18 protein-coding genes are annotated in these 24,820 nt (G+C 73.7%); 9 read left to right on the plus strand and 9 right to left on the minus strand.

Annotated elements, in window-relative coordinates; translation table 11 throughout:
* The first annotated feature begins 38 nt into the window (after positions 1-38).
* Both hpnD and Nocox_RS41715 read left to right on the plus strand, forming a co-directional pair.
* Complete coding sequence (gene hpnD / locus Nocox_RS41710) at positions 39-956, plus strand: presqualene diphosphate synthase HpnD (protein WP_020540950.1); 918 nt, start codon at positions 39-41, stop codon at positions 954-956.
* Complete coding sequence (locus Nocox_RS41715) at positions 953-1,813, plus strand: DMT family transporter (RefSeq protein ID WP_020540951.1); 861 nt, start codon at positions 953-955, stop codon at positions 1,811-1,813. Before hpnD ends, Nocox_RS41715 begins: the two co-directional genes overlap by 4 nt.
* Here the strand turns inward: Nocox_RS41715 and Nocox_RS41720 are convergent.
* A complete protein-coding gene (locus tag Nocox_RS41720; protein WP_020540952.1) occupies positions 1,709-2,866 on the minus strand; it encodes an MGDG synthase family glycosyltransferase in 1,158 nt (385 codons plus the stop codon). The two genes, Nocox_RS41715 and Nocox_RS41720, sit on opposite strands and share 105 nt — an antisense overlap.
* Positions 2,867-2,908: 42 nt before the next feature.
* Between Nocox_RS41720 and Nocox_RS41725 the strand changes: the two genes are divergently transcribed.
* The 7 genes from Nocox_RS41725 to hpnH all read left to right on the plus strand — a co-directional run bounded on the left by Nocox_RS41725 (position 2,909) and on the right by hpnH (position 10,582).
* Positions 2,909-3,712 carry a polysaccharide deacetylase family protein gene (locus tag Nocox_RS41725; RefSeq protein ID WP_020540953.1) on the plus strand — a complete coding sequence of 268 codons (804 nt, stop codon included), beginning with the start codon at positions 2,909-2,911 and terminating at the stop codon, positions 3,710-3,712.
* A 71-nt stretch (positions 3,713-3,783) separates the two neighbouring features.
* Positions 3,784-4,662, plus strand: coding sequence for a squalene synthase HpnC (gene hpnC / locus Nocox_RS41730; RefSeq protein ID WP_157382799.1), 879 nt, complete (start codon positions 3,784-3,786; stop codon positions 4,660-4,662).
* A 42-nt stretch (positions 4,663-4,704) separates the two neighbouring features.
* Positions 4,705-6,051: a hydroxysqualene dehydroxylase HpnE gene (gene hpnE / locus Nocox_RS41735; protein WP_020540955.1), complete on the plus strand. Its 1,347-nt coding sequence runs from the start codon at positions 4,705-4,707 to the stop codon at positions 6,049-6,051.
* Positions 6,048-7,058, plus strand: coding sequence for a polyprenyl synthetase family protein (locus Nocox_RS41740; protein WP_020540956.1), 1,011 nt, complete (start codon positions 6,048-6,050; stop codon positions 7,056-7,058). The genes hpnE and Nocox_RS41740 overlap by 4 nt, the downstream gene beginning before the upstream one ends.
* Before the next feature lies 1 nt (position 7,059).
* Positions 7,060-8,940, plus strand: a complete 1,881-nt coding sequence (shc, locus tag Nocox_RS41745) for a squalene--hopene cyclase (RefSeq protein ID WP_020540957.1) — start codon at positions 7,060-7,062, stop codon at positions 8,938-8,940.
* Positions 8,937-9,581, plus strand: coding sequence for a phosphorylase family protein (locus Nocox_RS41750; RefSeq protein ID WP_020540958.1), 645 nt, complete (start codon positions 8,937-8,939; stop codon positions 9,579-9,581). Before shc ends, Nocox_RS41750 begins: the two co-directional genes overlap by 4 nt.
* A complete protein-coding gene (gene hpnH / locus Nocox_RS41755) occupies positions 9,578-10,582 on the plus strand; it encodes an adenosyl-hopene transferase HpnH (RefSeq protein WP_020540959.1) in 1,005 nt (334 codons plus the stop codon). The genes Nocox_RS41750 and hpnH overlap by 4 nt, the downstream gene beginning before the upstream one ends.
* 6 nt (positions 10,583-10,588) lie before the next feature.
* Here hpnH and Nocox_RS41760 read toward each other — a convergent pair whose 3' ends face one another.
* From Nocox_RS41760 to Nocox_RS41795, 8 genes are all read right to left on the minus strand, one after another.
* A complete protein-coding gene (locus Nocox_RS41760; RefSeq protein WP_020540960.1) occupies positions 10,589-11,326 on the minus strand; it encodes an SDR family NAD(P)-dependent oxidoreductase in 738 nt (245 codons plus the stop codon).
* The gene (locus Nocox_RS41765; RefSeq protein WP_033408095.1) at positions 11,323-14,274 is read right to left on the minus strand and encodes an FAD-binding and (Fe-S)-binding domain-containing protein; all 2,952 of its coding nucleotides are present in this window, start codon (positions 14,272-14,274) and stop codon (positions 11,323-11,325) included. The genes Nocox_RS41760 and Nocox_RS41765 overlap by 4 nt, the downstream gene beginning before the upstream one ends.
* Before the next feature lie 5 nt (positions 14,275-14,279).
* Positions 14,280-16,046: a thiamine pyrophosphate-dependent enzyme gene (locus tag Nocox_RS41770; protein WP_020540962.1), complete on the minus strand. Its 1,767-nt coding sequence runs from the start codon at positions 16,044-16,046 to the stop codon at positions 14,280-14,282.
* 65 nt (positions 16,047-16,111) lie between these two features.
* Complete coding sequence (locus Nocox_RS41775) at positions 16,112-17,890, minus strand: glycoside hydrolase family 15 protein (RefSeq protein ID WP_020540963.1); 1,779 nt, start codon at positions 17,888-17,890, stop codon at positions 16,112-16,114.
* A 29-nt stretch (positions 17,891-17,919) separates the two neighbouring features.
* Complete coding sequence (locus Nocox_RS41780) at positions 17,920-19,017, minus strand: enolase C-terminal domain-like protein (protein ID WP_020540964.1); 1,098 nt, start codon at positions 19,015-19,017, stop codon at positions 17,920-17,922.
* Positions 19,018-19,056: 39 nt separating this feature from the next.
* Positions 19,057-20,355 (minus strand): FG-GAP repeat domain-containing protein, encoded by a 1,299-nt coding sequence (locus Nocox_RS41785; protein ID WP_157382800.1) that lies wholly within the window; start codon positions 20,353-20,355, stop codon positions 19,057-19,059.
* Positions 20,356-20,540: 185 nt separating this feature from the next.
* Positions 20,541-21,917 (minus strand): VCBS repeat domain-containing M23 family metallopeptidase, encoded by a 1,377-nt coding sequence (locus Nocox_RS41790; protein ID WP_020540966.1) that lies wholly within the window; start codon positions 21,915-21,917, stop codon positions 20,541-20,543.
* Positions 21,918-22,152: 235 nt separating this feature from the next.
* A complete protein-coding gene (locus Nocox_RS41795) occupies positions 22,153-24,678 on the minus strand; it encodes an ATP-binding protein (protein ID WP_169576994.1) in 2,526 nt (841 codons plus the stop codon).
* Positions 24,679-24,820: the final 142 nt, after the last annotated feature.

Consider the following 24,820-nt stretch of genomic DNA (forward strand, 5'->3'; position numbering starts at 1 on the left):
ATGCCATGGGGGAAAATACGCGAACGGCCGTCGCTGCCATGACGGCCGAACGCGGGGAAAAGGACGCCGTCGAGAAGGCGTACCGGCACTGCGAGCAGATCATGCGCAGTCAGGCCCGTAATTTCTCGTACGGTCTGCGGCTGCTTCCCGTCCCCAAGCGGCGTGCGTTGAGCGCCGTCTACGCGCTCGCCCGCAGGATCGACGACATCGCCGACGGGGACGCCCCGGCCGGGGAACGGCTGGCCGGGCTGTCCGCGGTTCGCGCGACGCTCGACGCGGCCGCCCCCGAGGCGCACGACCTCGTGCTGGTGGCGCTGTCCGAGGCCGCGCGCCGTTATCCGCTTCCGCTCGGCGCGTTCGCCGATCTCGTCGACGGCTGCGTCGCCGACGTGCGCGGGAGGACGTACGAGACGTTCGAGGACCTGGTCGGCTACTGCAGGTGCGTCGCCGGCTCGATCGGGCGGCTCTCGCTGGGCGTGTTCGGCGCGGACGACGTCGAGGAGGCCACGCCGCTCGCGGACGCGCTCGGCGTCGCCCTGCAGATCACCAACATCCTGCGCGACCTGCGGGAGGACCGCGGGTCCGGGCGGATCTACCTGCCCGCGGAGGACCTCGCGCGGTTCGGCTGCACCCTGGACGTCGACGCCTCCGGCCGGTTCCTCGACCCGCCGGAGCGCCTGGCCGGGCTGGTCCGGTTCGAGGCCGACCGGGCACGCGACTGGTTCGCCACCGGGATGCGCCTGCTGCCCAGGCTGGACGCGCGCAGCGCCGCCTGCACGGCCACCATGGCCGGCATCTACCGGTGTCTGCTCGACCGCATCACGGCCGATCCCCACCGCGCGGTGGCGGGCCGGCTCTCCCTGACGACGAAGGAGAAGTCCGTGGTCGCGGTGCGCGCCCTCGCCAGGGCCGGGCGCGGGAGGGGCCGGCCGGCCGATCGTGCCGGGTTCCGTTGATCACAGCCGCGCTGCTGGCGGTGCTCGCGGGGCTGTGCAACGCGGCCTCGTCCGTCCTGCAGCGACGCGCGGCGCTGACGGTGCCACAGGATCCGCCGGCGCGGATGGGCCTGATCCTGGCGCTGGTGAGGAAGCCGGTGTGGCTGTGGGGCATCGCGGCTCTCATCGGGGGCTTCCTCTTCCAGGCCGCCGCGCTGTCGCAGGGAGCCATCGCCCTGGTCCAGCCGGTCCTGGTGGTCGAGCTGCCGTTCACCATGATCATTCTGTCGATGGCGTTCGGCATCGTCCTGGACAGGAGCACCTGGCTGGCGATCGGCGCGCTGTCGGCCGGGCTCGCGATCTTCCTCGTCGCGGCGGATCCCGACGTGGGACGGTGGGTCCCCGACGCGATCGGGTGGATCGCCGCCACCGTCGTGACCGCGGCCGTCATGGCCACGCTGGTCGCGGTGGGGGTCCTGGCGAAGGGGGCCGTCCGGCCCGCGGTGCTGGGCGTGGCCACGGGCATCGGCTTCGCCTTCACCGCCACGCTCATCAAGACGTGCACGGCCATCGCGCAGGAGGACATGGGCGCGCTGCCGCGGTCCTGGCAGCTGTACGCGATGGTGGCGGCCGGCCTGTGCAGCCTGGTCCTCCTGCAGCACACGCTGCACAGCGGCCCTCTGGTCGTCGCGCAGCCCGCGCTGACGATCAGCGACCCGATCGCCGGCATCCTGTTCGGCGGCCTGTTGTTCGGGGAGCCCATCCGCTCCGGCTCATGGATCGTGCTGGAGGCGATCGGCATCGGGAGCATGGCCTACGGCGTCATCCGGCTGGCCCGCTCGCCGCTCATCCAGGCCCAGAACGCGCCCCCTCGGTGAGGAGACGAGACCCGCCTCGGCCGGCATCGAGGAGAACAGGGCGGAGGCCCGGCCCGTCAGCCGCTCGCGCGCCCGCGCGTCGCCGAGCAGGTCCAGGGCCTCCAGCAGCGCGGCCGCGTCGCCGGTGTGCGCGCTCACCCCGGCCGCGGCCATCGCCCGCGCGCCGTCGCGCCCGTGGCCGCTGATGGGCCGGTGGACGACGACCGGCAGCCCGGCGGCGAACGCCTCCTCGCAGGTCAGGCCGGTGCCGTTGTCGACCAGCGCGTACGCGGCCGCCATGAGCTCGGGGACGTCGTCGCGCCAGCCGAGCGTGGGGCCGAGCCCGGCCGCGCGCAGGCGGCGGCGCAGCCCGTCGTTGTCCCCGCACAGCACGAGCGGCGTGTACCGCCCCGACCCGGCGAGGGTGCGCGCGGTCGCGACGATCTCCCCGGCCCCCCATGACCCTCCCGACACCAGGACGAGCCGGTCGCCGGGGTCCACGCCGACGCTGCGGGCCACCCGTCCGGGATCGGCCGCCGCCTGCCCGAACACGGGGCGGACGACCGGCGCGCAGCGCAGCGCCGGCCGCCGGGTGCGTGCGGCGATATATCCAATGACGTCGGGATTCGGGCACAGGTACCGGTCGTTGCCAGGGTGCAGCCACAACCGGTGCACCGCGAAGTCCGTGACCAGCACCGTGCTCGGGCAGGGCAACCCGCCGCGCTCGCGCAGCCGTCCCGTGATCTGCGCGGCCAGATGGAACGTCGAGACGACCTCGTCGGGCCGGCGGGCGGCGACGAGCCGGCGCAGGCGGGCCGCCGCGAGAACCGTGAGCGGAGACGTCCCCGGCGCCCGTTTGCCGACGAAGAAGACCTGGTAGATGAGCTCGTAGAGCCAGGGAACGCGCAGGATCATCCATCGGTACCCGCGGCGCAGCCCCCGTCCCAGCCGGAGCGGGAAGAGCGGGAGGACATCGATGATCTCCGTGTCGGCATTCTCCGCCGCGAGCCGCGCGGCCAGCTCGGCGGCGACGCCGTCGTGGCCGCCGCCCATCGACGCGCTGAGGATGAGCACCCGCCGCCGCCTCCCGTCGCTCCCGGACGAACGGGCGGGACGATGAGCAGGATCGCCCTGCCGCTCGGGCTGGCCGGCCTGTCCCTGCTGCACGCGGCTCCGGCCGCCACCTGGCTGCCACAGGTCAGGCGGCGGATGCCCGCCCTCGCCGGCGCCGGGGACCCCGGCCACGTGGCGCTCACCTTCGACGACGGCCCCCACCCCGGCTCGACCCCGCGCTTCCTGGACGAGCTGGGACGCCTCGGCTGTCACGCGACCTTCTTCGTCCTCGGCGAGCTGCTCGAACGCCACCCGCGCCTGGGCCGCCGCATCGCGGCCGAGGGCCACGAGCTGGCCGTGCACGGCTGGCGGCACGGCAACGCCCTGATCGCCCCGCCCGGACGGCTGACGGCCGAGATCGGCCGCGCCGCCGACCTGGTGCGGGCGGTCGGCGGGGTCCGGCCTGTCTGGTACCGCCCGCCCTACGGGGCGCTCAGCCTGGAGGCGCTGGTCTCCGCCCGCGCGCGGGGGTTGCGTCCCGTGCTGTGGACCGTCTGGGGCCGGGACTGGGAGGCGGCGGCCACGCCGGGCTCGGTGCTGGCCACCATGGCGGGCGGGCTGCGCGGCGGGGCGACCGTCCTGCTCCATGACTCCGACCACGCCTCCGTTCCGGGTTCCTGGCGGGCGGCGCTCGACGCCCTCCCCGCGCTCGTGGAGCGCTGCCGGCTCATGGGCCTGAGTGTGGGGCCGCTGCGCGACCACGGCGTGGCGGCGGGCCGCCGCCGAACGCCGGCGCCGCGCTTCCGCATCAGGCCAGTCCCCTTTCCCAATGCATTCAAACGCCGATTCACCGACGCCGCAGAGTAAATGCCGGGGCAATCAAAGGAAAACGAATTGCCGTCAGGTTTGCGCTGCCCGGCGGCGGATAATTTCCTGTCGTGCTGTCTCGGAGGGGCTATTCACAGGAGCTGGCGGAAAAGGCGCGCCGGGAGAATTTCCCGGTGGCCTCGCGGCTGCTGCCGCGCCGGCACCGCGACCATCTCATGGCCGTGTACGGCTTCGCCCGCTCCGTGGACGACGTGGGTGACGAGGCCCACCCCGACGACCGCCCGCGCCTGCTGGACGCGTACGAGGCCGACCTGGTCCGGCTCTACGACGGGCGGGAGCCCCTGCTGCGGCCGGTCCGCGCGCTGGCCCGCACCGTCAGGGAGTGCTCGATCCCGGCCGAGCCGTTCCACCATCTCATCGAGGCCAACCGGCGCGACCAGTCGGTCACCCGCTACGAGACGTTCGACGACCTGCTCGGCTACTGCTCGTACGCGGCGAACCCGGTCGGCCGGCTCGTGCTGCACGTGTTCGGGGAGGTGAGCGGCCTCCGCCTGGCCCTGTCGGACCGCGTGTGCTCGGCGCTGCAGGTCATCGAGCTCTGCCAGGACGTGGGCGAGGACCACCGCCGGGGGCGCGTCTACCTGCCCGAGGAGGACCTGCGGCGGGCCGGCTGCCCGCCCGGCCATCTCGCGGCGGCGACCACCTCGCCGCCGTTGCGCGCGGTGGTCGCCGTGCAGGCCGCGCGGGCCGCGAAGCTGCTCGGCGAGGGCGAGGCGATCGTCGCCTCGCTGTCCGGCTTCGCCCGTACGGCGGTGGCGGGCTACGTCGCGGGAGGCCACGCGACCCTGGCCGCGCTGGCGGGCGGCGGCTACGACGTTCTGGGCCGGGCCGTGCGCCCGCGCCGGCCGCGCCTGGTCGCGGCGTGGGCGCGTGTCCTCATGACCACGAGATCGCCCGATGCGGCGCTCCAACGCCTTTCGTCCGCGTGAGGTGGCGGCGATGACGTCCGGCGTTCCCGTGGGACGACTCCGATGAGGCCGGAGCACGACCCCGCGCCGGTGGCGGTGATCGGCGGCGGCCTGGCCGGCATCTCCGCGGCCATCGCCCTCGCCGAGGCCGGCTGCCCCGTGACGCTGTACGAGGCCCGCCCGAGGCTGGGCGGCGCCGCCTGCTCCTTCCAGCGCGACGGGCTGACGGTGGACAACGGCCAGCACGTCTTCCTCCGCTGCTGCACCGCCTACCGGGGGCTCCTGGACCGGATCGGCGGCACCGCGCTGGTGGACCTGCAGAGCCGGTTCGACGTGCGGGTGCTGAGCGCGGCGGGCCGGTCGGGCCGGCTGCGCAGGGCCGCGCTGCCCGGCCCGCTGCACTTCGTGCCCGCGCTCGCTGGCTACCGCCTGCTCGCTCCCGGCGACCGGGTCCGCGCCCTGCGCGGCTCCCTCGCGCTGAGCAGGCTCGATCCGGCGGACCCCGGTCTCGACGAGGTGACGTTCGGGAGCTGGCTGGCGGCGCACGGCCAGCGCGCCCCGGCCCGCCAGGCGCTCTGGGACCTGCTCGCGGTGGCGGCGCTCAACACGGGGGTCGAGGAGGCCGCGCTCGGCCCTGCGGTGAAGGTGTTCAAGACCGCGCTGCTCGGCCGGCCGGACGCCGCGGACCTGGGCATCCCCCTGGTCCCGCTCGGCGAGCTGCACGACACCGCCGCCAGGGCGGCCATCGTCGGACGCGGCGGCGACGTACGCGTGGGCGCGAAGGTCAGCGCCGTCGAGCCGGGGCCGGCCGTCGTCGTGGACGGCGCCAGGGTCAGGGCGTCGGCGGTCATCGTGGCCACGCGCCACGAGCAGGCCGCGAAGCTGGTGCCCGCGGACGCGGCTCCTGGCCGGGACACCTGGGCCGGCCTGGACGCGAGCCCGATCGTCAACATCCACGCCGTCTACGACCGGCCGGTCATGCCGGCGCCGTTCGTCGCGGTCACGGACTCGCCCGTGCAGTGGGTGTTCGACAAGACCCGCGTCGCGGGCCTGCGCCGCGGCCAGTACCTCGCGGTGTCGGTGTCGGTCGCCGACACCTGGATCGACCGGCCGACCGCGGACCTGCGCGAGGTGTTCGTCTCCGCGCTGCGATCGGTCCTGCCCGCCGCGCGGCAGGCCAGGCTGACCGACTTCTTCGTCACGAGGGAACGGCGTGCGACGTTCCGCCAGGCGCCCGGCAGCGGAGCGCTCCGCCCGCGCAGCGCCACCCGCTGGCCCGGCCTCTACCTCGCCGGCGCCTGGACCGACACCGGCTGGCCCGACACCATGGAAGGGGCCGTACGCAGTGGACTGCACGCGGCCGGCCTGGTCAGGCGGCACCTGCGACGACGTCAGGAGACGGCGCCATGACCCTGGCCCTACCGGCCGCCGAGGCCGCCCGCGAGCTCGTGGAGCCGGTGCTGCGGGAGGCCGTCGCCCGGCTCGACCCGCTCACCGCGCGGGTGGCCCGCTACCACTTCGGCTGGGCCGACAGCGACGACCGGCCGTGCGCCGGCGGCGGCAAGGCGCTGCGGCCGACGCTCGCGGTGCTGTCGGGCCGGGCGGCGGGTGCGGACGTCGAGCGGTGCCTGCCCGCCGCCGCCGCGGTGGAGCTCGTGCACGCCTTCTCGCTCCTGCACGACGACGTCATGGACGACGACCCGGTACGCCGGCACCGGCCGGCCGCCTGGACGGTCTTCGGCCGCTCCCACGCGCTCCTCTGCGGCAACGCCCTGCTCACCCTGGCCGGGGAGCTCCTGCTGGAGCAGGAGACCCCGGGCTGCGCGGCGGCGGCCCGCGCGCTCAACGAGGCCGCGCTCTCGCTCATGGCGGGCCAGGCCCTCGATCTGGAGTTCCAGGGCCGCGACGACGTGACGAGGGAGGAGTGCCTGCGGATGTCGCGGTGCAAGACCGCCTCGCTGCTCGCCTGCGCCTGCTCGATCGGCGTCACGGCGGCCGGCGGTCCCGCGTCCCTGGCCGGCTCCCTGGCCGCGTTCGGCGCCGAGGCGGGCCTGGCCTTCCAGCTGGCCGACGACCTTCTCGGCATCTGGGGCAGCACCGAGGCGACGGGCAAGCCGGTGCTCGCCGACCTGCGGACCCGGAAGAAGAGCCTGCCCGTGGTCGCCGCGCTCACCGGGCCGACGGCGGCCGGCCGCCGCCTCGCCGAGCTGCTGGCCCGGCCGGAACCGCTCGCGGAGTCCGACCTGCACGACGCCGCCCGCCTGGTCGAGGAGGCGGGCGGCAGGGCGTGGGCCGAGGCCGAGACCGGACGGCGGCTCGACGCCGCGACGCGGCACCTCGACGAGGCCGACCTGCCCGCGGACGTACGAGCGGAATTCCTGCACCTCGCCCGATTCATCGCAACCAGGGACCACTGACATGACGACTCTTGAGACCCGGAGCCTGCTCACCGGAGCCGAGCAGGCCCTCCAGAGCGCCTGCGACCACCTGCTGGGCCTGCGGTCGCCGGAGGGCTGGTGGAAGGGCGAGTTGCAGACCAACGTGACGATGGACGCCGAGGACCTGCTGCTCCGGCAGTTCCTCGGCATCCGCACCGAGCGGGAGACGGCGGAGGCCGCCCGGTGGATCCGCTCCCAGCAGCGGGCCGACGGCACCTGGGCCACCTTCCACGAAGGACCCGCCGACCTGTCCACCACCGTCGAGGCGTACGCGGCGCTGCGGCTCGCCGGCGACCCGCCCGGCGCGGGGCACATGAGCGCCGCGCGCCGGCAGATCCTGGACATGGGCGGCGTCGAGGCGACCCGGGTGTTCACGCGCATCTGGCTGGCGCTGTTCGGGGAGTGGCCGTGGCGGCGGCTGCCGGTCATGCCGCCCGAGCTGATGTTCCTCCCGTCGTGGTTCCCGCTCAACATCTACGACTGGGCCTGCTGGGCCAGGCAGACGATCGTGCCGCTGACCGTCGTGACCGCGTACCGGCCGGTGCGCCGGCTCCCGTTCGACCTGGCCGAGCTGCGGACCGGGCGGGAGCCGCACCGCGCCGCCGGCGGCGGCTGGGAGGCGGCCTTCGGCGTCCTGGACAGGGCGCTGCACCAGTACGAGCGGCGCCCCTCACCGGCCCTGCGGCGGGCCGCGCTGCGCCGCGCCGTCGACTGGATCACCGCGCGCCAGGAGGCCGACGGGTCCTGGGGCGGCATCCAGCCTCCGTGGGTCTACTCGGTGATCGCGCTCCACCTCACCGGCCATCCCCTCGACCATCCGGTGATGAGCAGGGCGATCAAGGGACTCGACCGGTTCACCATCCGCGACGGGAGCGGACGCCGCCTGGAGGCGTGCCAGTCCCCCGTCTGGGACACCGCGCTGGCGATCAACGCGCTGCTCGACGCGGGCACGCCCGCCGGCCATCCGGCCGTCACCGGGGCCGCCGCCTGGCTGCTGCGCGAGGAGATCACCACGAAAGGCGACTGGGCCGTACGCAGGCCCGGCCTGTCCCCCGGCGGGTGGGCGTTCGAGTTCGACAACGACGGCTATCCCGACATCGACGACACCGCCGAGGTGATCCTGGCGCTGCGCCGGCTGGACGTCCCCGGCGTGCGGCCGGCGATCGAGCGCGGGGTCCAGTGGATGACCGGCATGGCGAGCTCGGACGGCGGCTTCGCCGCGTTCGACGCCGACAACGACCGCGCGCTCTGCACCAAGCTGCCCTTCTGCGACTTCGGCGCGGTGATCGACCCGCCGTCCGCCGACGTCACCGCGCACGTCGTCGAGGCCCTGGCCAAGGAGCGGCCCCACTCCCCCGCGCTGCGCAGGGCCGTGGTCTGGCTGCTCAGGGCGCAGGAGCGGGACGGCTCGTGGTTCGGCCGCTGGGGCGCCAACCACGTCTACGGCACCGGGGCCGCGGTGCCTGCGCTCGTCGCCGCCGGGGTCCGCCCGGGACACGCCTCCGTCCGCAGCGCCGTCGCCTGGCTGGAACGGCACCAGAACGACGACGGCGGCTGGGGCGAGGACCTGCGCTCCTACCGTGACGCCGCCTGGATCGGCCGCGGCGCCTCGACGCCGTCGCAGACCGCCTGGGCGCTGCTGGCCCTGCTGGCCGCCGGCGAACGCTCCCCCGCCGTGGAGAACGGGGTGCGCTGGCTCGTCGAGCACCAGCGGCCGGACGGCAACTGGGACGAGCCGCACTTCACGGGCACCGGCTTCCCCGGCGACTTCTTCATCAACTACCACCTGTACCGGCTCGTCTTCCCGATCAGCGCCCTCGGGCGCTACCTGCGCCGCGACACCCCGCAGGACGCCCGATGAGCGGCCTGCTCATCTGCGCCGCGCTCGGCGTCGAGGCCCACGCGATCAGGCGCGGCCTGCCGGCCCACCTCCCGGACGTCAGGGTGGTCGCCACCGGGATCGGCCCGCGCCGGGCCGCCCGCGCGGCGGCCCGCCTCGCCGGGGAGCCGGTGACGCCCGTCGCCGTCGTGGGCTTCGGCGGCGCGCTCGACGCGCGCCTGCGGCCGGGTGACGTCCTCGTGGCGGACGAGGTCCGGTTCAGGGGACGGGTCCATCCCTGCCCGTGGGCCGCCCTGCTCGCCGAGGAGCTGGCCCGCGCCGGCCTGCCCGTCGAGGTCGGGCCGCTGCTCACCGTCGACCACCTCGTCAGGGGGGCCGAACGCCGGCGCCTCGCCGGACAGGGCGCGCAAGCCGTGGACATGGAGAGCGGGCCGCTGGCCCGCGCCGCCACGGACCGGCCACTGGCCGCCGTGCGCGTCATCGTCGACACGCCGCGGGCGCCGCTGCTGCGCCCGGCGACGCTGGCCCGCGGCCTCGCCGCGCGCCGCACGCTCGGCGCCGTCGGCCCCGTCCTGGTGCGCTGGGCGGCGTCCGCCGGCCCGCGCCACACCACCCCCCGCGAACCCGTGCCCTTCTCGCTACCGAAGGAACCGCTGCCATGACGATCCCGCTCCGGCAAAGCCTGCGCATCGGCGGCTACATCCTCGGCCAGCGGCTCAGGGGACGGACCAAGTTCCCGCTGCTGGTCGAGCTGGAGCCGTTGTTCGCGTGCAACCTCAAGTGCGGCGGCTGCGGCAAGATCCAGCACCCCGCCGACGTGCTGAAACGGCGCATGCCGGTGGAGCAGGCCGTCGCCGCCATCGAGGAGTGCGGCGCGCCCATGGTCTCGATCGCCGGCGGGGAGCCGCTCATGCACCCGCAGATCGGCGAGCTGGTCCGCCGTCTCGTCGGCATGAAGAAGTACGTCTTCCTCTGCACGAACGCCCTGCTGATCCCGAAGAAGATCGACGAGTTCGAGCCCTCCCGGTACTTCGCCTGGACGGTGCACATCGACGGCGTGCGCGAACGCCACGACGCGGCGGTGTGCAAGGAGGGCGTCTTCGACGCGGCCGTCGCCGCCGTGCGCGAATGCCAGCGGCGCGGCTTCCGGGTCACGACGAACACGACGTTCTTCTCCTCCGACAGCCCGCAGACCGTCATCGAGGTGCTCGACTACCTCAACGACGACCTCGCCGTGGACCAGATGATGATCTCGCCCGCGTACGCCTACGAGAAGGCGCCCGTCCAGGACCGGTTCATGGGCGTGCGGGAGACGCGCGCGCTGTTCCGCGAGGCGTTCACCGGCGGGCGGCGGCGGCGCTGGCGGTTCAACCACTCGCCGCTGTTCCTCGACTTCCTGGAGGGCCGGACGGAGCTGCCGTGCACGGCGTGGGCGATCCCGTCGTACTCGCTGTTCGGCTGGCAGCGGCCGTGCTACCTGATGGCGGACGGCTACGCGCAGACCTACCGCGAGCTGATCGAGGACACCGACTGGTCGGCGTACGGCCGGGGCCGCGACCCGCGCTGCGACAACTGCATGGCGCACTGCGGGTACGAGCCCACCGCCGTCCTCGCCACGCTCGGCTCGCTGAAGGAGTCGCTGCGCGCCATCAGGAGCGGGTGAGCGGCGTCAGCCGAAGCGCCGGGCGAGCAGCCGGAACGGGCCGGGCGCCGCGCCGCGCAGCCGGGCCGGCAGCCTGAGCCAGCCCGGCACGTACGACTCGGGCCTGCCGTGCCTGATCGCCGCGACGACGGCCCGCGCCACCCGCTCCGGCGGGATCGGCGCCGGCCGGCGGCGCGGGTACGGGGCGCCGCGCCGGACGAAGAAGGGCGTGTCCACCACGCCGGGCAGCAGGACGGACACGCCGACGCCCGGCGTGCCGTGCAGCTCGTGACGCAGGCCCTCCGCGAAGACCGTCAGCCCCGCCTTCGTGGCCGAGTAGACCGCCTCCCGCGCCACGCCCACCGCTCCCGCGATGGAGGCCACGAACACGACGTGCCCGCGGCCCGCCGCCAGCATCCCGGGCAGCAGCAGCCGCGTCAGCGCGATCGGCGCGGCGAGGTTGACGGCGAGCAACCGCTCGGCGCTGCCGGCCGGCATCTCCACGAACGGCCCGGCCCACCCGACCCCGGCGTTGTTCACCAGGACGTCCACGTGGCCGGCCCGCGCGGCCAGCTCGCCGGCCTGCGTGGCGAGGTCGCACACCACCGTGCTCGCGCCCGTCGCCGCGGCGACGGCGGCCAGGCGCTCGCGGTCGCGCCCCGTCAGCGTCAACCTGGCGCCCTCGCCCGCCAGCGCGTGCGCGAGGGCGGCTCCGATCCCCGAGGAGGCCCCGGTGACCAGCACGTGGGCGTCCGCGAGCCTCATGACGTGGGCCCGCGCCCGCCGTCGTGGGCGCCCGCCCTGGCGAGGAGTTCGGCCAGGTGGAGCGGGCGGCGCGCGGTCCCGGTGTGTTCGAGCTGGGTGCGGCAGCTGAAGCCGTCGGCCAGGACGAGCGTGCCGGGGCCGCTCTCCCGGACGGCGGGCAGCAGCTCGTGCTCGGCGCAGGCGAGCGAGGTGCGCAGGTGCCCGGCGGTGAAGCCGAAGTCGCCGGCCAGGCCGCAGCAGCCGCCGACGGTCCGTAGCTGGACTCCGGCCTGCTGGAGCAGCTGCTGGTCGGCCTCGTAGCCGAGGACGGCGTACTGGTGGCAGTGCGGCTGGGCGACGGCGGCGCGGTCGATGCGCGGCGGACGCCAGCCGTCGGTGCGGGTGAGGAGCTCGGCGAGGGTCCTCGTCTGCTCGGCCATCCGGGTGACGTCGCGGTCGCCGGGCAGCAGGTTCGCGGCGTCGTCACGGAAGACGGCGGTGCAGCTCGGTTCGAGGCCGACGATCGGGATGCCGCGCCGGAGCAGGGGCGCGAGCGTGTCCAGGGTCCGGCGCAGCACGCGGCGGGCGACGCCGAGCTGCCCGGTGGAGATCCAGGTCAGCCCGCAGCACAGGGTGCGCGGCGGGACGAGCACCCGGTACCCGGCGGCTTCGAGGACGGTGACGGCCGCGGCCGCGATGCGCGGGGCCAGGTTGTCGGTGAAGGTGTCCGGCCACAGCAGCACGTCGCCGCGTTCGCCGGTGCCGCGCGGCCCCCGGCGGCGGTAGGCGTCGCTGAAGCGGATCCCCGCGAACGACGGCAGCGGCCGGGCCGGCTCCAGCCCGCCGAGCCGCTTGACCACCCGGGCCAGGGCGGGCGCGTGGGTCACGGCGTTGGCCAGGCCGGGCGCGAACGAGGCCAGCCGCGCCCACACCGGCAGCCAGCCCATGCTGTAGTGGGCGGCCGGCCGGAGCCGCCCCGCGTAGTGGTGGGAGAGGAACTCGGCCTTGTACGTCGCCATGTCCACCTCCACCGGGCAGTCGTGCTTGCAGCCCTTGCAGGCCAGGCAGAGGTCGAGGGCGTCGTGGACGGCCGTGGAGCGCCAGCCGTCGGCCACGGCGGAGTCGCGGTGGCCGTTCAGCATCTCGAACAGCAGCCGGGCGCGGCCCCGCGTGGAGTGCTCCTCCTCGCCGGTGGCCCGGTAGGAAGGGCACATGACGCCGCCCTCGTGGCTGCGGCACTGGCCGACGCCGACGCAGCGCATCACGGCCCGCTGGAAGCTGCCCTGGTCGTCGGGGTAGCCGAACTCCGTCTCGGGGTCGGTGGGCGTCCAGGCGCTGCCCAGCCGCAGGTCCGAGGTGATCCCGTACGGGGAGACGATCTTGCCGGGGTTCATCCGGTCGTCGGGGTCGAACACCGCCTTCACCTGCTGGAAGGCGTCCACGATCGCGTCGCCGAACATCTTGGGCAGCAGCTCGGCCCGCGCCTGGCCGTCGCCGTGCTCGCCCGACAGGGAGCCGCCGTAGGAGACGGCCAGGTCAGCGGCCCGGTCGAGGAAGGCGCGGAAGGTCGCCACGCCGTCGGCGGTGAGCAGGTCGAACGGGATGCGGGTGTGCACGCACGCCTGGCCGAAGTGGCCGTACAGGGCGGCGTCGCCGTAGCCGAACTCGTCCAGCAGGCGGCGCAGGTCCCGCAGGTAGTCGCCGAGGCGTTCCGGGGGGACGGCCGAGTCCTCCCAGCCGGGCCAGGTGTCGGCCATGCCGGGCCCGCGCGCGGTCGCGCCGAGCCCCGCCTCGCGCAGCTCCCAGAGCTGCAGCTCGGACTCGGGGTCGTCGAAGAACGCCACGTCCGGGGCGTGCCCGTCGCGGCCGATCTCCGCCACGAGGGCCCGGGACCGCTGGTCGGCGTCCTCCTGGCTGTCACCGGTGAACGACACCATCAGCCAGGCGCCGCCCTCCGGCAGCCGGGCCACGGCCTTGCCGTGCATGTGCTTGCGCGCCTCGTAGCCGACGAGCTTGTCGTCGATGCCCTCCAGCTGCAGCGGCCGGCGGGCCGCGATCGGCAGCACGGCGTCGCCGGCCGCCGCGATGTCGTGGTAGCCGAGCACGACGAGGCTCCGCGCGGCCGGCACGGGCACCAGCGCCAGCTCGGCGCGGAGCACGGTGACCAGGGTGCCCTCCGAGCCGACCAGGGCGCGCGCCACGTCGAACGGGCCGCCGGGCAGCAACTGGTCGAGGTTGTAGCCGGAGACCCGGCGCGGGATGTCGGGGTAGCGGCGGCGGATCTCGTCGGCGTGCTCGCCTGCGATCTCGCGCAGCCTCCGCAGGATCTCGGCCGGGCGGCCCCCTCCGGCGACGATCCGGTCGTACTCCTCGTCGCTCGTGGGGCCTGCCCACATGCGCGTCCCGTCGTAGGTGAGGATCTCCAGCCGGACGACGTTGTCGGCGGTCTTGCCGTAGAGCTGGGCGGTGGACCCGCACGAGTTGTTGCCGATCATGCCGCCGAGCGTGCAGTGGGAGTGCGTGGACGGGCGGGGGCCGAACATCAGGCCGGTCGGCGCGAGCCGCCGGTTGAGGTCGTCCAGCACGATGCCGGGCTCCACCACGCACGTACGGGCCCGCTCGTCCACGGAGACCAGCCGGTGGCAGTACTTCGACCAGTCGATGATGACGGCGGTGTTGCAGGTCTGCCCGGCCAGGCTGGTCCCGCCGCCGCGCGAGGTGATCGGCGCCCCGTGCTCGCGGCAGACCGCCACCGCGACGGCCGCGGCCTCCACCGTGCGCGGCACGACGACGCCGATGGGCACCTGCCGGTAGTTGGAGGCGTCGGTGGAGTAGGCGCCCCGGCTGCCGGGGTCGAAGCGGACCTCCCCGTCGACCTTGGCGGCGAGGTCCCGCTCCAGGTCGCGTACCCGCACGTAGGGCTGGGCGCGCCGCAGGGCGGGCGTGGGAAGCGTGGCAGGACGGGTCATCACCTTCACCGGCCCATCTGAGAGATCTTGTCCTTGAACAGGGTGGTCGCGATCGACGCCCGGTGCGGCTGGCCCTTCAGGAACGCCTCGGCGAACTTCCTGGCCTGCTCGTACGTCACCTTGCCCGGCATCGGCGGCTCGTCGGGGTTGACGTCGGCGTCGACCAGCGCCGGCCCGTCGTGCGCGAGCGCCTCCCCGACGGCCTCGGCGAGGTCCCCGGGGTCGCTCACCTTGCGGCCGTAGCCGCCGCAGGAGCGGGCCCAGGCGGAGAAGTCGGCGGCGGGCTCGGCGAAGCGCACGCCGTGCTCGGGATAGCCGAGCACCATCTGCTCCCAGAGGATCTGGCCCAGCGCGTTGTTGTTGTTGACGATCACCTTGATCGGCAGGCCGTGCTGGGCCGCGGTGAGGAACTCCGCCATCAGCATCGCGAAGCCGCCGTCCCCGACGAACGCGATCACCTGCCGGCCGGGGAAGGCGTGCTGCATGGCGACCGCGTACGGCAGGCCGGGCGCCATCGTGGCCAGGTTCCCCGACAGGTAGAAGCCGCGTTCGCCGCGGATGGTCCAGTGGCGTGCCGCCCAGGTGGCGATGGTGCCCGAGTCGCAGGTCAGGATCGCCCCGTCGGAGGCGGCCTCGTCCACGCAGGCCATCAGGTACTGGGGGGCGATCGGACGGCGGTCGGGCGCCTGCAGGGCGGCCATGTCGGCGCGCCAGCCCTCCATCGCCCTGGCGTACCTGGCCAGGTGCCGGCGGTCGGCGGCGGGCTCCAGCAGCGGCAGGAGCGCGGCCAGGCCCTCCTTGGCGTCGCCGATCATCGGCACCTCGGTCGGCATGCGCACGCCCGCCCGGATCGGGTCCGCCTCCAGCTGCACCACGCGGGCCTGGCCAGGCTCCGGCAGGTGCTTCGTGTACGGGAAGTTCGTGCCGATCATGAACAGCGTGTCGCAGTCCTCGATGAGCTCCTCGGCCGGCCGGGTGCCGAGCAGGCCGATGCCGCCCACGGCGAAGGGCGAGTCGTCCGGGATGACGGCCTTGCCGGGCAGCGTCTTGATCACCGGCGCGCCGAGCACGTCGGCCACCGCCAGCACCTCGTCCCTGGCGTGCAGCGCGCCCGCGCCGGCCAGGATCGCCGGCCGCGCGCCGGCGTTCAGCACCCTCGCGGCCGACTCCAGGTCCTCCTGACGGGGAACGCCGGGAGGACGGAGATAGATCGGCGCGGTCGCCGGCGGGCGGGCCGGCGCGACCCCGGGATAGGGGTCGGCGTCGGCGGGGGCGACCTGGACGTCGTTGGGGATCGTCAGGTGGGCCACCCCGCGCCGGGCGTAGGCGGCCCTGATCGCGATGTCGACGACGCCGGGCAACTGCGCGGGGTTGTCGACGAGCAGGTTGTACTCCGTGACGTCCTCGTACAGCCGGTCCAGGTGGACCTCCTGCTGGTAGCCGGTGCCGAGCACGCTCGTCTCCTGCATGCCAGTGATCGCCAGCACCGGCTGGTGGTCCAGCTTGGCGTCGTACAGGCCGTTGAGCAGGTGGATGCCGCCCGGCCCCGAGGTGGCCAGGCACACCCCGAGCCGGCCCGTGGCCTTGGCGTGCGCGGTGGCCATGAACGCCGCCGCCTCCTCGTGGTGCACCAGCAGGAAACGGACCGCGTCACGGTGGCGGCGAAGGCCCTCCATGATGCCGTTGATCCCGTCGCCCGGCAGGCCGAACACGGTGTCCACACCCCAGGCGACCAGCCGTTCGATGAGCGTCTCTGCGACGATACGGGTCATGACTGCGGTCCTGCCCTGGCCGTCGGAGCGGAACGCTGACGAATGGGGAAAGACTTCCCAGGGGTTCAGCCCTGGGCGGCGGGGCCGGCCAGCGCCGCGGCGGTGTTGATCACGGAGACGTGGCTGTAGGCCTGCGGGAAGTTGCCGGCCTGCCGGTGGCGGGCGGTGTCGTACTCCTCCGACAGCAGCCCGACGTCGTTGCGCAGGCCGAGCAGCCGGTCGAACAGCTCGCGCGCCTGACGGTGGCGGCCCAGCATCGCCAGCGCGTCGGCCAGCCAGAACGAGCAGGCCAGGAAGGTGCCCTCACGGCCGGGCAGCCCGTCCACGCCCTCGTGCTCGGGCCGGTAGCGCAGCACGAAGCCGTCCTCCATCAGCTCGCGCCTGATCGCGTCCACGGTGCCCGCCACGCGCGGGTCGCCGGCCGGCAGGAACCCGACGCGCGGGATGAGCAGCAGCGCGGCGTCCAGCCCGGTCGAGCCGTAGTACTGGGTGAAGGTGTTGCGGTCGGCGTCGTAGCCGCGCGCGCACACCTCGTCGTGGATCTCCGCGCGCAGCGCCCGCCACCGGTCCACCGGCCCGTCCAGCCCGGACGTCTCCACCGCCTGGACCATCCGGTCGGCGGCCACCCACGTGAGGATCTTGGAGTGGGTGAACTGCCGGCGCGGGCCGCGCATCTCCCACAACCCGTTGTCGGGCCGCCGCCAGGCGCCTTCGAGATAGTCCATGATCCTGCGCTGCAGGTCCCACGCCTCCTCCTCCACCGCGAGCCCCGACCGCCTGGCGAGATGCAGGCATTCGAGGGTCTCGCCGTAGACGTCGAGCTGGAACTGGCCGGAGGCGGCGTTGCCGACGATGACCGGGGACGAGCCGTCGAAGCCGGGCAGCCAGTCCACGGGCCACTCGGGGATGCGCCGGCCGCCCTCGACCGTGTACATGATCTGCATGTCGGCGGGGTGACCGGCGACGGCGCGCAGCAGCCAGTCCCGCCAGGCGCGGGCCTCGGCGTCGTAACCGGCCGACATGAGCGCCTGGAGGGTGAACGTGGCGTCGCGCAGCCAGCAGTAGCGGTAGTCCCAGTTGCGGGAACCGCCGAGCTGCTCGGGCAGGGACGTGGTCGGCGCGGCGACGATCCCGCCGGTCGGCTCGTACGTGAGGGCCTTGAGCACCAGCAGGCTGTCGCGTACGGCGGAGCCGTCGCCGCCCGGGTGGTCGCAGCGGCCGATCCAGTCGCGCCACATCCGCTCGGTCGCCTCCAGGGCCTCCCGCGCGTCCACGGCGTGCGGGCGCGGCAGCCACGAGTGCTGCCAGGTCAGCACGAACGGCACCCGGTCGCCCGGCCCCACCGTGAACTCCGCCGTGGTGCGCCGGCCGTCCGCGTCCTCGCGCAGCGGGACGGGGGCGCGCAGCCAGGCGGCGTCCGGCCCCGCCACGGCGGCCAGGAGGCCGTGCTCGTAGCGCAGCCAGGGCTCGTCGTGCCCGTAGTCGAAGCGGAGCATCAGCTCCATGCGCATCTCGACCCGGCCGCGCACGCCCTCCACGATGCGGACCACGTCGGGCGCCTGCCCGCGCGGCGGCATGAAGTCCAGGATCCGCACCGCGCCGCCGGCGGACTCCCACGTGCTCTCCAGGATCATCGTGCCGTCCAGGTAGCGGCGGGAGGAGCAGGGGCCGCTCCCCGCCGGGCCCAGCAGCCACCGGCCCGCGCCCGGCTCGGCGAGCAGGGCCGCGAAGCAGGCGGGAGAGTCGAAGCGCGGCAGGCACAGCCAGTCCACGGAGCCGTCGCGGCCGACCAGCGCGGCGGTCTGCATGTCCCCGATGAGGGCGTAGTCCTCGATCCTCCGCATCCCCGGTCACCTCCAGGTCTCAGGCGGTCTCAGGCGGTGCGGTACGGCTCGGCGGCGGCGGCGCGCAATGTCAGGCCGTGACCCGGCTCCCCGGTGGCGGGGGCGGCCAGCCCGCCGCTCGGGTCGGCGGCCCCGTCGAACAGCTCGGCCTCGATGCGCTGGTGGTCGTGGAACCACTCGATGTGCCGCAGGTTCGGCGTGGCGGCGGCGGCCGGAAGGTGCAGGTTGGGCGCGCAGTGCGCGGAGACCTGGAGGTTGTGCCCGGCCGCGATCGCGCAGGCGGCGAACCAGCCCGTGTAGCCGCCGCAGCGGGTGGCGTCCGCCTGGAGGCAGTCCACCGCCTCCGCCTGGCACATCCGGGCGAAGTACGCCGGGTCGCTCCCGTACTCGCCGGCGGCCACGTCGGCGCCGATCCGCCCCCGGACCAGCCGCAGGCCGGCCAGGTCGTCGGAGGAGACCGGCTCCTCGAACCAGCGCACGTCGTGCTCGCGCATCCTCTCGGCCTGCCGGACGGCCTGCTTGGCGGTGTAGCCGCCGTTGGCGTCCACGTACAGCTCGGCGTCGTCGCCGATGACCCGCCGGGCCAGCGCCACCCGGCGCAGGTCCCGTGCGGGCCTCGCGCCGGACGACTCACCGATCTTGATCTTGACGCGGCCGATGCCCAGGTCGTGGACCCAGTGGGTGAGCTGCGCGGCGGTCGCGTCGTCGTCATAGGTGGTGAAGCCGCCCGACCCGTACAGCGGCACCCGTTCGTGAGCCAGGCCGAACAGCCCGGCCAGTGACGTCCCCAGCAGCCGCGCCTTGAGGTCCCACAGGGCGACGTCCACGGCGGAGACGGCGTAACCGGCGAGGCCGGGACGCCCGGCGTTGCGCACCTGGCGGACCATGTCCGACCAGATCGCCGGGATCGCGAGGGCGTCCCTGCCCGTGACCACCTCCGCCAGGACGTCGCCGATGAACCCGGCCGCGGCGGCGGGCGCGTACGTCCAGCCCGTCCCCGTCATGCCCTCGGCGCGGACCAGGGCGACGACCAGCGTCGTGGCCTCCCAGGCGAGTGTGCCGTCCCCTTCGGGAAGGTCGGTCGGCACCCGGTAGGCCGCGGCGGTCACCTGCTCGATCCTGCTCATGTGATGGGGTGCTACCCCGTCCGACCTCGGCAAACGGGCTCAGAAGATGGTGTCGAAGGCACCCCAGTTGTTGCCGATCGCGTCACCCGTCCCCGCCTTGAACCCACCGCTCCCGTTTCCCTGATACAGGTGCAGATCCTTCGTCGAGGCGTTACGCACGACCACATCCGCCTTCCCGTCACCACTGAAGTCACCCGGCGAGAAGATCGTGTCGAACGCCCCCCAGTTGTTGCCGATCGCGTCACCCGTCCCCGCCTTGAACCCACCGCTGCCGTTCCCCTGATACAGGTGCAGATCCTTCGTCGAGGCGTTACGCACGACCACATCCGCCTTCCCATCGCCACTGAAGTCACCCGGCGAAAAGATCGTGTCGAACGCACCCCAGTTGTTACCGATCGCGTCACCCGTCCCCGCCTTGAACCCGCCACTGCCGTTCCCCAGATACAGGTGAAGGTCCTTCGTCGAGGCGTTACGCACGATCACGTCCGCGTCACCGTCACCGTTGAAGTCGCCCGGCGAGAAGATGACGTCGAACGCACCCCAGTTCGTGCCGATCTGGTCACCGGTACCCGCCTTGAACCCGCCACTCCCGTTGCCGAGGTAGAGGTGAAGGTCCTTGGTCGAGGAGTTGCGGGCGATGACGTCGGCCTTGCCGTCACCGTTGAAGTCACCGGGCGAGAAGATGACGTCGAAGGCACCCCAGTTCGTGCCGATCTGGTCACCGGTCCCCGCCTTGAACCCGCCGCTCCCGTTCCCCTGATACAGGTGCAGGTTCTTCGTCGAGGCGTTGCGGACGATCACGTCCGCCTTCCCGTCGCCGCTGAAGTCGGGCTTCGACAGCGCGGCGGAGATGGTGTCCACGATGATCTGGGCGTCGCCGGCCTGGCCCTGGTAGCGATCCGGGTAGTCGGACACCTGGACCGCCTGGCACACCTGGCCGATGGGCGCCGTCGCCCAGCTGTTGTTGGGATAGAGCCTGATCATCTTGTCGAGGAAGGCGTTGGTGGCCCACGTCGGGTTGAGGCGCTGCGTGCTCGTTCCCCAGGAGGCGCGCTGCTGGAACAGGCCGAGGCTGTCGTGGTCGACCATCTCGCTGATGTTCTGGATGCTGGTCTCCACGATGATCGTGGCGATGGCGATCACCGCGGCCCTGGGGGCCAGGCCGCGGTCACGCACGGCCTTGATGACCATCCGGGCGCAGGAGACCCGGTAGGCGGACATGTAGCCGCGCATCTTGGCCTTGAGCGTGCTGTTGAGCTGGGTGGCCAGCGCCGCGTCGGTCGAGGTCGTTCCGTTGGAGTCGCAGGGGGCGAGCTGGTAGGCGGCGTTGATGTTCACGGCCGGCGTGGGCTCCGGCTCCGGTTCGGCCGCCGTCGCGGGGTACGCCGTCAGTCCGAGAGCGGTGATGACGGCCGCGGCCGTCAGGCCGAGAGGGGAAGCGAGAGTCTTGCGCATGGGAGTCCTCCAAAGGGGCCGGCGACGCGCGCCGGCCCCTGGTCGAAGAGAGGTTCGGGCGAGGCCGGTCAGAAGATCACGTCGAACGCGCCCCAGTTGTTGCCGATCTGGTCACCGGTCCCCGCCTTGAAGCCCCCGCTGCCGTTGCCGAGGTAGAGGTGCAGGTCCTTCGTCGAGGCGTTACGGACGATCACATCCGCGTCACCGTCACCGTTGAAGTCGCCCGGCGAGAAGATCGTGTCGAACGCACCCCAGTTGTTGCCGATCGCGTCACCCGTCCCCGCCTTGAAGCCCCCGCTGCCGTTCCCCAGATACAGGTGGAGGTCCTTCGTCGAGGCGTTACGGACGATCACATCCGCGTCACCGTCACCGTTGAAGTCGCCCGGCGAGAAGATCGTGTCGAACGCACCCCAGTTGTTGCCGATCGCGTCACCGGTCCCCGCCTTGAACCCGCCGCTGCCGTTGCCGAGGTAGAGGTGGAGGTCCTTCGTCGAGGAGTTACGGACGATCACATCCGAATTGCCGTCACCGTTGAAGTCACCGGGCGAAAAGATCTTGTCGAACGCACCCCAGTTGTTGCCGATCGCGTCACCCGTCCCGGCCTTGAAGCCGCCGCTGCCGTTCCCCAGATACAGGTGGAGGTCCTTCGTCGAGGCGTTACGGGCGATCACGTCCGCGTTCCCGTCGCCGCTGAAGTCGCCCGGCGAGAAGATGACATCGAAGGCACCCCAGTTCGTGCCGATCTGGTCACCGGTCCCCGCCTTGAAGCCCCCGCTCCCGTTCCCGAGGTAGAGGTGAAGGTCCTTCGTCGCGGCGTTACGGACGATCACGTCCGCGTTGCCGTCACCGCTGAAGTCGGTCGCCGAGGACCCTTGGCCGCAGTTGTTGCTTCTGACGTTGCGCCAGGTCTGGCCGTTGGCCGAGCCGTAGGTGACGCCGTTGAAGGTCGGCCTGACCCGCTCGGAGCCCGCGTACCCCCAGGTCGCCGACCCGCTGCCGTCGGCGTCGTAGCCGAGCTCGAAGTGCAGGTGGGGATGACCGTTGCTGGTCGGGCCGGTCGCGCCGACCTTGCCGATCGACGATCCCATCCGCACCTTCGCGCCGACCGAGACGCTGCGGGACTGCAGGTGGAGGTACGTGGTGTAGTAGCCGCCGCCGTGGTTGATCTGGATCACGTTCCCGGCGTTGCTGTGGTAGAAGGACTGGTTCACCGTTCCGGCGGCCGGCGCGACGAGGAGGGCGCCGTTGGTCCCCTGCTGGTCGGGTTCCTTCACCATGTCGAGCGCGGGAGCGTGCGCCCAGGTGTCCAGCCTCCACTGCTGGCCGCAGGGGAAGGGGAGCTGGAGGTTGGGGGCGGCCATCGCCGGGGTCGCCGCGGCGACCAGGCCGAAGGCGGCGATGAGTGTGGTGGTGATGGCCGCCCTCACGGGCGTGCTTCTGAACATGACATTCCTCCAAGGGGCCGGCGTCGCCGTCAGGAGAACCGGGAACGCGACGGAGTCCGCGGCCGGCGGGAGCGGTGCTCACCCGGGTCCCGGCATCCGCCCCTTCATGGGGGACGGCAGCCTGGCGCGGATCGGACGACCTCATCGAAACCCGGGACCGGGACGCGAACCAGGACGTTCGACCTGACGTTCGACCTGACGCTCGATGACTCCCGCCGGCCCTCGCGAGGGCCGCTCAGGTGGCCGGCGCGCTGCCTTCGGAGAGGCCGAGCCGGCCCGCGAGCTCGGCCGCGGCGGGCGCTTCCAGCGCCTGGTAGATCTGGTACGCCTCCATGAGCAGCTCCCGCGTGGCGGGATCGCCCTGCCGCTCGCCGGCGTCCGCGAGCGCCACCAGCGTGCGCGCCTGGAGAGCGGGAACCTGCTCGTCGACCCAGTACCTCAGGGACCGGCGCAGGCGGGCGGAGGCATGGGGGTTGCCCTGGCGGGCCTCGATCTCGCCCAGGCTCAGCTCGGTGAGCGCCAGTCCCCAGCGGTGTCCCTGGTCGCGGAACAGCGCGGCGGCGGCGGTCAGCGCCTGTTTGACCTCCTCCAGCCGGTGCGGCTCGTGCGCCAGTGCCTCGCCCAGCACGCGCAGGCTCTGCGCGGTGCCGATCAGGTCGCCGACCTGCTCGAAGATCGCGGCGGCCTCGCGGGCCGCCTCCTGCGCCTGCCGGGGCCGGTCGCAGGCGCGCAGCGCGCCGGCGAGTCCCCGCAGGGCGTACGCCTCGGTGAACCGCGCGCCGCACGAGCGGGCGATGCTGAGCGCGGAGGTGATGACGTCCACGGCCTCGGCCGTGTCACCCCGTTCGCGCAGCATGAATCCGAGGCTGGTGAGCGCGAGGGCCCTGGCGAGCGGCAGGTTGGCCTCCTCCAGCCGTTCGACGGCCGTGCGCAGCTCGGCCTCCGCCTCCTGGACGCGGCCGATGAGGTTCAGCATGAAGCCGAGCTCCTTGCCGGCCAGGGCGGCGCCGGCCAGGTCGCCGATCTCCTCCGCCAGCGCCCTCCCGGAGGTCAGCGCCGACGTGGCGGCCTTCGGGTCGTCGAGCTCGATGAGGCTGCTGCCGAGCCCGCGCAGCATCGCCGCCTCCCCGGCGCGGTCGCCGGCGCTCCGGCAGGCGGTCCGCGCGACGGTCATGGCCCGCCGCCAGTCGTCGTAGTAGCCCCGCAGCTCGTAGAAGTCGGAGCCGCAGCCGGCCAGGCAGCGCGCCGTCGCGGCGAGACCCGCCTCCGCGCAGGCCGACACCAGCACGGCCAGCGCCTCCCGCTCGGCCTCGAACCACTCGACGGGCTGGTCGGCGAGGGCGGCGGCGGCCCGCTGGTCGGTGACGGCCGCGGGGTGGTCCCTGTCGTCGAGGTAGAAGCGCAGGCAGTCGAGGTGGTCCTGCGCGTGCCTGGCCAGGGCCAGCCAGCCGGCGGCGGCGCGGGCCAGCGCGGCGGTCCACTCGGCTTGGGAGATCGTGGCCTCGCGCCGCTCGCGGGCGTACAGGCGGGTGATGTCGTGGAAGCGGTAGCGCGGCTGGCCGGCCCGGTCGGGGCCGAGCGCCTCCAGCAGGCGCGCGTCGAGCAGCTCTTCGAGGACGGCGGTTCCCGCGGCCGGATCGACGCCCAGCAGCGCGGCCACCGCCCACTCGGGGAAGGACGGCACTCCCAGCTCGCCGAGCAGCGCGAACGCTCGGGCGGCTGTGGGGGTGAGCCCTTCGTGGGCGAGGTGCAGCCCCGGGCGCACGGCCAGGTCGCCGTGGCGCAGCTCGTTGAGCCGTCTTCGTTCGTCGGCCAGCAGCTCGTTGAGCGCCTCGACGCTCCAGTGCGGACGCGCGGCCAGCCGCGCCCCGGCGATCCGTACGGCCAGGGGCAGCCCGCCGCACGCCGAGACCAGCTCGACGGCCGCCGTGGGCTCCGCCCGTACCCGGTCCTCGCCGGCCACCTGGCAGAGCAGCTGCACGGCCGTCGGGCCGGACAGCGGCCGCAGGTCGATGGAGGTCACGCCGGGAAGGCCGGTCAGGGGTAATCGGCTGGTGATCACCGTCGCGACGCCCTTGGCCGGCAGGAGCTGCTCCACCTGGCGGTAGCCGCCTGCGTCGTCGATGACGAGGAGCACCCGCTGGACGGCCAGCCGGTCACGGAACAGCGCGGCGCGGGCGTCCACGCCGGCGGGCAGGGCCGACCCGTCCACGCCGAGCGCCCGCAGCCACTGGGCGAGCACGTCGGCGGGGTCGACGGGGTCGGCGGTGGCGCCGCGCAGCGCCGCGTAGAGCTGCCCGTCGGGGAACCATGACGCGAAGCGATGACCCGCGTGCACGGCCAGGGCCGTCTTGCCGACGCCGGGCGGTCCGGAGAGCACCGCCAGCCGCGCGTTGTCGTTGCCGGGGTCGAGGACCGCGGCCAGGAGGGCGAGCTCGTCGTCGCGCCCGACGAAGTCGGGGGCGTCCGAGGGGAGCTGCCTGCAGGTCAGGCTGACGTCGGGGACGCGCGGGCCCCCGGCTTCGCGGTCCGCCCGGCCGGTGCGGCTCGCCCAGAACAGTGTGTGGCCGGCGGCGATGAACTCCTCCCGCTCCTCGCCGTCCAGGTCCAGCGCCGTGGCCAGTTGCTCCAGCGAACGGGGGCGTGGACTGCGGCCCCGGCCCCGTTCCAGCTCGGCGACCGAGCGGGAGCTGATGCCCGCCCGCTCGGCGAGCGCTTCCTGGGTGAGATGGTTGCGGAGCCGGTGGGATCGAAGCAGCACGCCGAAAGCGTCCCCCACGTCTTGCGCCTCCCCGGGTTGGCGGCTGTGAGGTTCCACACCTTATGTCGTGATCAACGTCCGGCTCAACGTCCGCTCCAACGTCGGGGTGAACGTCATGGTGCGGTGATCGCCGGTCGGCTTT

Origin of the sequence: Nonomuraea coxensis DSM 45129, from assembly GCF_019397265.1 — a bacterium.
Lineage (GTDB): Bacteria > Actinomycetota > Actinomycetes > Streptosporangiales > Streptosporangiaceae > Nonomuraea > Nonomuraea coxensis.